The organism is Lacticaseibacillus styriensis (assembly GCF_030770295.1).
Classification (GTDB): Bacteria; Bacillota; Bacilli; order Lactobacillales; family Lactobacillaceae; genus Lacticaseibacillus; species Lacticaseibacillus casei.
Map to the genome: position 1 here is coordinate 1,735,785 of NZ_CP132483.1, position 11,653 is coordinate 1,747,437.

Below are 11,653 nucleotides of genomic sequence, written 5' to 3' on the forward strand. Positions count from 1 at the left end.
CCTTATTTTGCATCAAACCAAGTCGGGCCGTAGTGGCTATCGACCTTCAACGGCACGTCCAGTTGCACGGCAGAGTCCATGATCTTAGGCACAAGTTTGCCAAGCTGTTCCATTTCTGAGGTGGGAGCTTCAAAAATGAGTTCATCGTGCACTTGCAACAGCATTTTGGCTTGCAGATGGGCATCGGTTAACGCTTTTTGCATGCGAATCATTGCAACTTTGATAATGTCCGCTGCACTGCCTTGGATCGGCGTGTTCATCGCGGTGCGCTCAGCAAATTTACGTAAATTAAAGTTACGTGAATGAATTTGCGGCAAATAGCGGCGGCGATGGAACAGTGTCTCGACGTAACCGTCTTCGCGCGCCTTTTTAACCATATTGGCCATGTAATCATGAACCTTAGGATACTGCTCGAAATAGCCATCAATGAAAGCTTTGGCTTGCTTACGCGAAATTCCGATATTCTGTGCCAGGCCATAGTCGCTAATACCATAAACAATTCCAAAATTAGTTGCCTTGGCTTGCCGTCGCATATCCGGCGTGACTTGATCCGGTGAATCCAAGCCAAAAATCTTCATCGCTGTGTTGGCATGAATATCGACGCCATTTTTAAAGGCTTGTTGCATATTTTCGTCACCGGAAATATGTGACAACACGCGTAATTCGATTTGCGAATAGTCCGAACTAAAAATCTGCCAATCAGGATGGGACGGCACAAACGCCTTCCGAATGATTTTGCCTTCGTCTCGCGCTGGAATGTTTTGCATATTCGGATCAACGGAACTTAAGCGGCCGGTCTGGGTTAACGTCTGCAAGTAACGGGTATGAATCTTGTGATCCGGCATTTGCGCCTTCAGTAACCCCACAACATACGTCGAATTCAACTTAGCCCACCCGCGATAATCCAGAATATCCTGAACAATTGGACTGGCAGACTTTAGCTCGTTTAAGACATCGACACTGGTAGAATAACCTGTCTTGGTCTTCTTGATGACCGGCAGATTCAGCTTTTCAAATAAGATCTCGCCCAGTTGCTTTGGCGAATTCAGATTGAACTTAACGCCAGCCTCACCATAAATCTTTTCTTCCAGCACCTTGATGCTTTGTGAAAACTCTGTACCCATATCTTTTAAGGTCTGGGCATCAAGCGTGATTCCCTGAATTTCCATCTCTGCCAACACGCGCGCCAATGGCATTTCCATGTCCGTGAAAAGATCGGTCTGTTCCTGTTTAGCCAGATCTTCGGTTAAGTCGGGACGTAACGCAAAAAGTGCCATTGACTTGCGGGCAAATTGGGCAAATAGCTTTTTATCTTCTGGTACTTGGCGCTTGGCTCCTTTGCCATAAACATCTTCATCCCGCGGCAGGTCGTGATAATCATGGTCTTCGGCGATTTTGCCTAAATCATTGCTATTTTCGTCCGGATTGATCAAGTATGAAGCCAGTAAAACATCAAACGCGATGTCCGGTAACTCTAATCCTAAGCGATGGGCAGCCACAATGTTGCGCTTGCCATCGAACACCGTCAAATCCCGCTTCGAATCACCTAGCCATTTGGTCACTTCGGGAATCGTCAGCAAGGAAACGTCCGTGCTGACATACGTTTCGTCTTTCGTGCCAATAAAAAAACCAATCTGGTCGGCAATATGATAATTGTCGTCCAACATTTCGATTTCAAAAGTGATTGGTTCCGTGATTTTCGTCAGGGCCAAAATGGACTTATCATCCAGCACCGAAAAATGAACCGGCTGCGTAGGTTTAGCCACATCCCCGCCGATCTTTTTCAGTAACGAGTTCATGTTCATCTTGGTATAAAATTCCCGCAGTTTGGCTAAGTCAGGTCCAGAATAAGTGACATCAGCCAAGTCGACTGTGACGGGAGCATCGCGATCAATCGTGGCGAGTTGCTTACTGAGATAGGCTTTATCCTTATCATTGATCAGGTTCTCTTTCAACTTGGATGTTTTCATCCCGTCAATATTCGCATAAAGGTTATCAATGCTGCCATACTGCTTCAGCAATTTCAACGCGGTTTTTTCGCCGACTTTGGTAACCCCAGGATAATTGTCAGAGGTGTCACCCATTAAGCCTTTCAGGTCGATGATTTGTGTCGGCGTAATCCCCAGCTTTTCTTTAACATGCTCCGGCGTATACGCTTCAAGTTCATTGACGCCTTTGACAGTCACCTGCACTGTCGTCTGGTCGGTGGTCAATTGGGTCAAGTCTCGATCACCGGTCACGATCGTTGTTTGCCAGCCAGCGTCATCTGCCCGCTTCGCCATGGTTCCGATGATGTCGTCGGCTTCGTAATCTTTTAATTCATAATGCTGAATGCCCATATCGTCAAGCAATTCTTTGATATACGGCAGCTGTTCCAATAACTCGCTTGGCGTTTTGGCTCGGCCACTCTTATAATCCGCATACTTCGCGGTGCGGAACGTGGTCTTACCGGCGTCAAATGCCACCAGCGCCGCGTCAGGTTGAACAGACTTCAAAACAATTTCCAGCATGTTATTGAACGCGTAAATCGCATTCGTATGCAGCCCATCCTGATTGGTGAACCGATCGAGCTGATTGTATAAGGCAAAAAAAGCGCGAAACGCAATCGAGTTGCCGTCAATCAGCAATAATTTAGTTTGACTCGTCATATATGAGCTTCCTTTTCTTCTCAGACCACCTCTGAAGATGTCATGAGTTAATTGTCACAATCATTGTACCAAATTCTAGGCCTTTTTGGCGGGTGGTTCATATTTGGCGGTTCGCCACTAGCGTTAGTTTTGGGTAGAAAAAAAGCCGGCATTCAGCCAGCTTTTGAATACATTTAATTATTATTGTTGCCAACGCCCAGAATCTGCAGAATGGCGGTGAATAGGTTCAGAAAATCCAGATAGAGCATCAATGCTCCGACAACAGCCAGGGAATTTTCTGAAATTGCCGCCTGACCGTCACTGCCGGTTGTCAGGTACAGGTTCTTTAAACGCTGCGTATCCCAAGCGGTCAAGACGATGAAGATAATCAAGATGGCATAGGAGATCAGCATCTGTAGACCTGTCGAACCCATAAACACGTTGACTAAAGACATGATGATCACGCCGAACAACGCAACAAAGGCAATGTTACCGGCTTTGCTCAAATCACGCTTGCCAAAATGGCCAACCATCGACATGACGAGGAAGACCACCGCCGTTGTTGCCAAAGCAACTGCCAAGTTCGAAGTCCGCGCAACCATCGCAACCATTGCAAAGGTAAAGCCAAAGCTTGCCGACATCAGATAAAACATCAACGTTGCATAACCCGCACTGGCTTGGGCGCGTCGTCCTGTGACAAAGAAGGATAAAATCAGCGGTAAAGCAAGCATAACCCAGAAAACAATCGGATGTGCACCTACAAAGTTCGTATAATCTGCTTTAAAAGTGACTCCAAGTAAATAACTCACGAGCGCCGTCACAACCAGCCCGCTCCCCATCAAGGTGTAGATGCGGGAGAAGAACTGTGTCAAGCCGGCCTCGTTCACAACACGGCGTTCTTGCATATTGCGTTCATTCCTTTCAACTATCTGTATCTATTATAACTGCTATTGTAGCATTTGTCAGTCCGACCAACGACCGATCTTGTGCTGCCGGGTTTGATGACTGATAATGCTCTCAATATCTTGAGGTGCAGTGATTTTATTGTAACTTTTAATGACGCAGATAAACAGCAAAAAGCCTCCTCATTCACTCTAGAACGAGTATGAGAAGGCCTACTTTCTTAACTTACGGCAATGATTTTCAAACTCACTCAGACAACTTCGTCATTGAGCAGAGTCGGTGAATCAGATTACCGTTTGCAGCGGCGAATTGATTGGATTTTCTTGAAACCGGCATAAAGGCTGATACCTAACACGATCCCACCAATGAGAATCAAGTACCACGGTATCGATGCTGCTGGCGTCTCTGGTTTAGATAACTCACGTAACTTGTCGGCATCTTTCTTGGAAACGGTAAATGTCCGCGTCAGGTTCCACGTGCGCCCGCCTCCTTTGGCAACCAGCTTAAGTCGATATTTTCCCGGTTCCAACGGGCCTTTACCAAGATTAAGCTTGAAATTAAAATTGGAATTCGGTGCCATGTTGATACGAGTTTTTTCGGATCGATAAAGCGCCTTACCGCCTGATTGGCGATAAAGATAACCGCTCACGTGCAAATTGCGCAGGATGGCTGCTTCAAAGTTCTGGATATTAGCAAGAATTGCCGGCTGACCGTGATCGTTATCCGCTGCCACTTGTCGCAATTTCAAATCCGGTACGACCGGCTGATCGGATTCCGACAACATTAAGCCGACCGCATAAACATAGCGATTGGTTACAGCACCTTTTTCCGTGTCTTTATCATCAGGCTTGGCCTTGAATTGCAACCCACCAAGCACCGTTCCTGAGAAGGGCTTGGCCGGCATTTTCAAATGGATCTTAACGGTTTGTTGGCTAAGAGCAGGAATCGTCACCTCAGCCGGCAACGTCACAATTTCCTGCAGGTTGACCGGTAAAGTCGGATCAGCCGGTTTAGGAGACTTACCGTATTCAACGACCCCGTTATCATTGGTAAACGCTGAGTGGGCAGCCAGTAAAACTGTCAAAGGTGCTGTGTTGCGGTTCTGAATCACGACCTCTAGATCCTGCTCCTGATTCGGCGAGACCCGCAAATCAAAATATGTCTGACTTGTATCCCGCTGGTTTGCCGGTAAAACCGTTTTGACGGTAAAGCCGGCATCATCAGCAGCCAACACCTGTTGCGGCCGCAAACCAATCCCAAAAGCAATCAACCCTATAGCCAAGCTCAACAAAAGCCAATTTTTCTTAATCATTTTTCTTCTTGAAACCAGCCCAAAAGGTCAGCTATCAAGCCACACCAACACTCAGTTTGCCAGGCACTGATATTTGCACTGGGTCTTATCCTTTCTTTAAAGTTAATCGATCCATAACCTTTTTCCGACCATACAAAACACTCGCGATCAAGAGAATGCCAATGCCGCAAAGCACCAGACTATTTTTGATCCATTCGTTTAGTTTTGGCAGGTATCGAGCATCCCCGCTCTCAACGCTCAACGAAGACAATCCACGATCAGGCACTTTTGAACTCTTAATCTGAATCGACTTAAAGTCAGGCAGTGGCAACGACCCGCCGCGTTGACCGGTCGGTTCGATAACGATTTGAACGCGCGCTTCGGTTTCAAAGGTAGCTGATGCGGTAACCTGCCCGGGTGGCATGCTCACCAAGTAGGCCAAGATGACGAAAGCCCCGCTGATACCCTTCTTCATCATCTTGATTAAATCGGCGCACTGGTTAGCGTCCATGTCAACTTGGTGGTGAATTCAGCTGACTTCAAGCCCTTCGTTGTGTAGCTTTCAGCCGGAACGGTCAATGACACACCTTCCCCTGCCTTAGCCGGATTAAAAAGGTTAATAAAGGTTCCCTTAGCGACATCTTTGTCGTTGACGGCCAAAACGTCAGTCGCTTGGCCGTCACCCATATAAACTTTAATGGCTTTACTTAAGCCAAAATGGTTGCTGGCATCGCGAGCCTGTCCATCCACAACACTGCTTTCCAGCAATGTGATGAAAGCATTCTCCAGCTTAACTGTCTTTCCTTGGCTATCCTTTTCGTCTGACTTCAGATCGGATGCCGACAAGCTGACCTTCCAAGCGTCTGCCCCCAGCCGCTTATCCGTCACCTGGAAGCGATTAGGCACCGGAATCGTTTTGCCATCCTGGCCTGTCCACTGATCAGGCTTAGCATAAACTGTTGTCGCAACAGTCGGATCCAACTTTAATTGGCCAAAGTCAAGTTGCGACACATAGTCTAACGTTAAGCCTTCACCACCTGCATTTTTGGTATTGTCGCCATTAGCTACCGTACCCGGCGTCTTGTCTTTGGGGTTAAGTGGATTTAAAACCCGAGTCGGCGCATCTGATTGCATAATCTTGACGCTGCCGTCAGTTGTCACCGTGCGGGCGTCGTCGGCATGGACAACCGCTGAGTTCGCTGCCATCCCCACCGTCAACGCCGCAAACGCCATGAACTTTAATTTTGTGTGTGTCTTCATTTGTCATCTTCCTCCTGAATAAATTCTTCACATCTCAGACTGGTGTGTCGCCTAACGTCCATTGCAATTTAAAATCATAAGTGTCAGCCGAAAAATCAAACATATTCTCCGGAATGCGTAGCAACAACCCTGCTTGCGCATCATAGGTAAAGCTATGATCGATTTGTGCTTTGGAAACTTTCTTAATCCGTTGATTCGTACCCACTTTCAGCGGATATTCATGTGCATCTTCACGGAAAAACAATAGCGATTGCTTAACCGTTCGCTGCTTGCTGTCGGTCAATGGCGACTGTTGTTGAACATCAAGCGTCCAACTTGTCTTTCGACTCCGACCATCTCTGACTTTAATCGTCATGGTTGATTGATCGCCTACTCTAGGGACTTCAATCTTCTGCCCGTCAATCCGGACACTACCAAAATCAATCACTTTAGGCATTTGAACAAAGCTGAGACTGCCTTCAGTTACTTCAATAGGAATCTCGTACACATAGGCAATCCGCTGATTAACACTGGCAACGCTGGCTTGGCTGACCTTGAGTTGAATTTGCTTTTTCCCAACAGTCTTTAAGTCAGGCATGTCAATTGATTCAATCTTCAATGACGCCTGTTGCTTGGCAACTTCATTTTTAATGACCTGTTCGACCTTCGACGGATCCGTATGGTTTTCAAATGTTAATGCTGGGAAAACCATTTGATTCAAATCTAACAATCGATAGCCTTGATCGGTGACTTCGAACAGCCACTCCTTTTTGTTTTGACGTTTGGGCATACTTTGGGCAACACCGTTTTGCATCCAACTCACTTTGTTTTCAAGATGTTCCACAGCAAGTACATCGCCAGGTTTGGTCGCGGCAATCCGATCTTTTCCCCACTGATCCAGCAGCTGTTGCTTCCGAGTATCGCCATTTGCTGTCATTTCGGCAGCAAGCTGTTTGCGATCATGTACGGTTAACATGGTACCCGTGGTGGTATAAAGAGACGTGCTGAGATACTTCTGCTTTGGAAAGATACTGTGAACCTCGCGATTATCATCATCGAGACCATCCGTTGCCACGATTTGCAACTGATTCTGCTCTTTAACAAGCGCCAAGACGCCGCCAGCATAGCGCGGTGTCATTTCATAACCTTTGATCGCAATCGCATTCCCATAACCAACCTTCATGGTGTTGGTGGACAAGACGCTCCCAGTGCTGGCATCAAAACGCATCGTCACATCAATGGGATTACCGATTTTGGTCAAGCGCTGGTTCTTAGGATTTAACAACTTGTCGATGGCTTGCGGCCGATTGATCGAGAGCTTCTGATCACCCCACTTGACGTCGCGGTCATCGTACTCTTTAGCTGACACAAGCATCGCACCTAATTTCGCCATCGTGACAGTTTCACCTAAATTGAAGGTGATTGGCTGAGTCGCAAAAGTGGCTCGCTTCACAACTTGAACCGGCACGTCATAGGTGGCTTCAACTTCCTTACCACTCATTAATTTTTCGGAAACGACTACCTTTGCCGATGTCTTGCCGACTTTACCGACGTCAGGGTTACTTTCATAACGTTTGATTGCCAGCTTGGCTTTGGCCGGTAATTTAAAGAATTCACGCAACCGTAGATCCATTTCATCTTGAGTGGCATGAACAGGAATATTGACACTTTGTGGTTTTAACTGATTCACCTGTAGTGGTCGATAACCGTTATCGGTAATTTCAAAATAAAGCTCCTTGGGACGATTAATCGCCGTCAGTTGCTGTTCTTTAGAATCCTGGGTATAACCGATTTTACCTGCTTCATTGGCCACTAAGATGACATCACCCGGTTCGACCGGCAATTCACGATTGTTGCCCCACGCATTCAGAAAGTCTTGCTTTTTAGCATCACCATTAAACCAATTGAGTGATTCTTTTGACAGATTCTTGGTGGTTGACTGTTTCATATCAACATGAGCAATCGCAGCGTATGGCTTTCCCTTAAACTGGTCATTGAGTGCGTTATTATCATTAGCCGCACCAGAAGTGGCGATGACTTTTAAGCCGTCATCATTCAACAACACATAGGCACCACCGGCATCACGCGATTGACCAGCTTCGTCACCCTGGCCGCGCATAACAATGGCGTTACCATAGGTTGCCGTTGCCGTCTGCGTGGACTGAATGTGACCCGTATTCGAATTGAAGAGGAACGGTGCAGGAAGCTTTTGGAACAGGACATCAATCCGCCTAGTCTTAGCATTCAGCTTGTCGTTGATTGCCTGCGGTAGCAAAAGTTCGATTTGATCATCCACCCATGCAACCGGGGTGCCATCAAGTTGGTTGGCACTGACAAACATGCGTTTTAAATTTTTCGCCCGCCACTGTTCACCTAGGACAAAATGACCGTCCCTAGCTTTAATGTCGCCAGCCGGAATCACATTTAATTCGACTTCATAGTCAAAATCCGCAACGCGATCTTCTTCTAACACTTCAAAAGTCCGGACAAATGCTTTGGTTTTACCGGGCTTGCTAACATCCGGTCGCGTTCTAAACCGCTTAGCAACGATATTGTATTTAATGCCGAGTGCTTTAGGGAACGTTGCATCTAATTCCGCATCAGTGGCATTTTGTGGCACATCGACAACTCTTGTTTCAAGCTGGTTCACTTTCATCGGTTTAAACCCTTGTTTCGTGATTTGAAAGAAAACCGCTTTCTTAATATTGGGATATTCAGCTTCCGACAACGTATGCACCTGTGAGTCTTTGGCATAGCTGATTTTGCCTTCAACATTTTCCACTTTAATGATGTCACCCAGCTGAACGGGTTGCACGCGATTCAAACCCCACTGATTCAGAAAATCCTGCTTCTTGGTATTCCCGGTGGCACCAGCAGTATTATCTTGAAAAAAGCCCAAATTCAAAAATTTGTGATCCCGCATCGAAATATATTCAAACCGACCATAAAATTGGTCTCCAAAGTTTGAATTGATTTTTCCATTGTCACTACTACCGCCAGATGTGGCAATCACTTTTAAAACCCCATCCGGATCACTGTCAACCAAGGACAAAACGCCCATGGCATTGCGATTTGCTGAGGTTTCTCGGCCATTAACAATAATGGCATTACCATATTTAGCAGTTGCCGAGCCAACGCCCGTCACTTTGCCTGTGCGCGAATGAAACAGCAAATCAATCTGTTGATTGTTATACAACACGTCAATTCGCTTATTGGGTTCATTCAACCCCATTTGCCGTGTCGCGCTCTGAACCTTGTCGGGAATTGTTGGCCAAATATTCGAATTGGAATATGGGACACTGGTGCCATCAGCTTCATAAGCACCCTTCATCCACCGTGATCTTGTCTGGGTACTAAAATACTCACCCAGTGTAAACACTGCATCCTGTCCCTCAATCCTTGCTCCAGGCAGTAGCAGTCTTGCTGATAAGGCAGGGCCGGCCGTTTTGCTTAAAGGCACCATCGCTGGTTGCTTCAGCTTGCCATACTGTGTATTCCCAGCCATGCGACGATCAGCGGCCTTAACTGGGTTCGCAATCCGGTCTTTAAACCGCGTTTGCACGTTACCTTGCTTCTCAAAAGCAAAAAATGCGCAACTGATGCATACACCGGTAAACAGCGCTAATAGCACGAAACACCATCTTATGTGCTTTGACGGCACCTTTATCACTCCTTTCATAATATCCAATTGTGTAACACTGAATGTTACAAAAACTAATTTTATAGGTTTTGCGTGTCTCATAAATTTCACATTTTTGGGTATTGTGATTTTTGGAGATTCTGATTTTGGCTTTTATATTGTTTTATATTTATCGTGTATATTAATTTTTTCTAATTAAAATCAGTTACTTTCGTTGTAAGAACTGCTTCCTGCATCAATTCTATTTTATTTTCTAAATACCGAATATTCATCATCCAATTAACCTAAATGCCATAAATCATTAATTAAAAACGGTTCTGAGCTGCGGCCTTGCCTTTTCAAAACTGACTGGAGATGGCAGCTTGCTCGCGAATGATGCTGACCAGCAAAGACTTGATTTGATCAATATCGTAAGTTGTTTCAATTTCATTGATTTGATAATGATACTTAGCGGCAATTGCGGCTGACGACATTTTGAAACTGGTAATCAGCAAATCATATGTCGCCGGTGCCTCCGCAATTTCAAGGACAACCGAGCACATGCCCGCCAAAGCCAGTTTTAAGCGCGCCATTACCGCAGATGTCGCCAACCAGTCGTCGTTCAGCAGAAGGCCGATTCGAATCGGTTTAGCGATTTGAACATGGGTCACCATTAAAAGTCGCACATAATGTTGCGTTAAAAAAAGCCGTTTAGCAGGCGCAGCGCAACATGGGTCATCCTTGGCCACGATCGCAGTCAACTCACTGGCCAATGTTTCTAAATGTTGCAACTGCTGATCATTGATTGACACCCGGTCAGATGGCTGAGCCAATAACCTAAAGTCTCCTTGGAAAAACTGAATTCGATGATGTAATTGATTTAATGTGTACTGCATGCGGATCCTGGAAGCATCTGAACACTGCGTCTCAAAGCCCGCACAGATTTGCCGCAACGCCGCCATAAAATATTGATTCCGCTGCTGCACAGTCGGTAAAGCTAGTGCCAAATATTTTTCAACGTGACGAGGATCAGTTGCTGAGAAATCAATGATGTCCATCGAACAAACAAAAATATAGATGTTATAGACTTCAAATTCATCCAAAGCCAGCGCATATTGCTTGGCAATTTCAAATAGCCAATTTCTAATCATGTGATAAAGCGGATTTACTTCCAGCTGATGAAGCGTTTCTTCCGGGATACCGGTAAATTTTTTATCGCCGGTAAAATGACGTTTAAGTGCAATATCCAGCCAAACACAAAGCTTGATTTCACCATGAGGAGAAAATTTGACCTTTGATCGGGCTTCGAATCTCTTAATGTAACGCCGGGCCGAAAAAGTTGCCGCCAAAGCTGCAAGTTCTTCGCTATCATAACTATTTAAAACCAACTGGTAATATAAATACCGAATCTCAACCTCTGAGCCAGTCAACGTGCCATTTTTAATTTTGATCGCATGCGACTTCAATCCGAGATTTAATTGTTTGATTTTGCGAAACACGGCGGCTTTGCTCATGTACAACTGCGCGACAAACTCGTCAACCCGACATTTTCCTTTTTCCAGTAGTGTTGCCAAGATCTGATATTCCTTCGACTGTCGCAAAAGTTTCCGGTACAAGTCATCAAACAACACCGGCTTTTGCGTTTCCAAAAAGAGCCTGCGCCCTTTTCCCTCGTTGCATTGTCTAATTTGAGCTGCTTCGTCAAATGCCTGCAGCCGTTGTTGCAAAGACGCCACAGTGGCAGCAAGTGTACTTGGAGTCACTTGTAGACTTTCGAGTAATCGGGAGTAAGAACAGCCATGCGTTCCGGCTGTCAAAAGTAACTGCAACAGCTTCACATCTCTAGCTTCGTTGCTTTCAATAAAATCATACAAATCCATGCCATTCGCCTCGCGATCTTACCATTGGATTATTCTAAGTTATCGTTCATCAATGTTTCATCATGTTAACATGACAATGTTATCGTGTCAGCTT

General features: G+C 45.7%; 7 protein-coding genes. All 7 read right to left on the reverse strand.

Features of this window, described 5'->3' with window-relative positions; translation table 11 throughout:
* Positions 1–2: 2 nt before the first annotated feature.
* The 7 genes from polA to LACSTY_RS08385 all read right to left on the reverse strand — a co-directional run bounded on the left by polA (position 3) and on the right by LACSTY_RS08385 (position 11,559).
* Positions 3–2,648, reverse strand: a complete 2,646-nt coding sequence (polA, locus tag LACSTY_RS08355; RefSeq protein WP_087912296.1) for a DNA polymerase I — start codon at positions 2,646–2,648, stop codon at positions 3–5.
* Positions 2,649–2,821: 173 nt separating this feature from the next.
* A complete protein-coding gene (locus LACSTY_RS08360; protein ID WP_087912297.1) occupies positions 2,822–3,532 on the reverse strand; it encodes a Bax inhibitor-1/YccA family protein in 711 nt (236 codons plus the stop codon).
* Positions 3,533–3,819: 287 nt separating this feature from the next.
* On the reverse strand, positions 3,820–4,842 hold the full coding sequence (locus LACSTY_RS08365; RefSeq protein WP_225362683.1) for a WxLIP family cell surface protein: 1,023 nt from the start codon (positions 4,840–4,842) through the stop codon (positions 3,820–3,822).
* Positions 4,843–4,927: 85 nt separating this feature from the next.
* The gene (locus LACSTY_RS08370; RefSeq protein ID WP_151466843.1) at positions 4,928–5,263 is read right to left on the reverse strand and encodes a hypothetical protein; all 336 of its coding nucleotides are present in this window, start codon (positions 5,261–5,263) and stop codon (positions 4,928–4,930) included.
* Positions 5,264–5,304: 41 nt separating this feature from the next.
* Positions 5,305–6,081, reverse strand: a complete 777-nt coding sequence (locus LACSTY_RS08375; protein ID WP_087912299.1) for a WxL domain-containing protein — start codon at positions 6,079–6,081, stop codon at positions 5,305–5,307.
* Positions 6,082–6,115: 34 nt separating this feature from the next.
* Positions 6,116–9,622 (reverse strand): cell surface protein, encoded by a 3,507-nt coding sequence (locus LACSTY_RS08380; protein ID WP_225362684.1) that lies wholly within the window; start codon positions 9,620–9,622, stop codon positions 6,116–6,118.
* 416 nt (positions 9,623–10,038) lie between these two features.
* Entirely contained in the window at positions 10,039–11,559 is a 1,521-nt protein-coding gene (locus LACSTY_RS08385; RefSeq protein ID WP_087912300.1) for an AcpB/EbpR/MafR family transcriptional regulator, read from the reverse strand.
* Between the last annotated feature and the right edge of the window lie 94 nt (positions 11,560–11,653).

Coding starts and splice junctions, on each gene's coding strand:
- polA (WP_087912296.1), bottom strand. CDS start 2,648: ATGACGAGTCAAACTAAATTATTGCTGATTGACGGCAACTCGATTGCG.
- LACSTY_RS08360 (WP_087912297.1), bottom strand. CDS start 3,532: ATGCAAGAACGCCGTGTTGTGAACGAGGCCGGCTTGACACAGTTCTTC.
- LACSTY_RS08365 (WP_225362683.1), bottom strand. CDS start 4,842: ATGATTAAGAAAAATTGGCTTTTGTTGAGCTTGGCTATAGGGTTGATT.
- LACSTY_RS08375 (WP_087912299.1), bottom strand. CDS start 6,081: ATGAAGACACACACAAAATTAAAGTTCATGGCGTTTGCGGCGTTGACG.
- LACSTY_RS08385 (WP_087912300.1), bottom strand. CDS start 11,559: ATGGATTTGTATGATTTTATTGAAAGCAACGAAGCTAGAGATGTGAAG.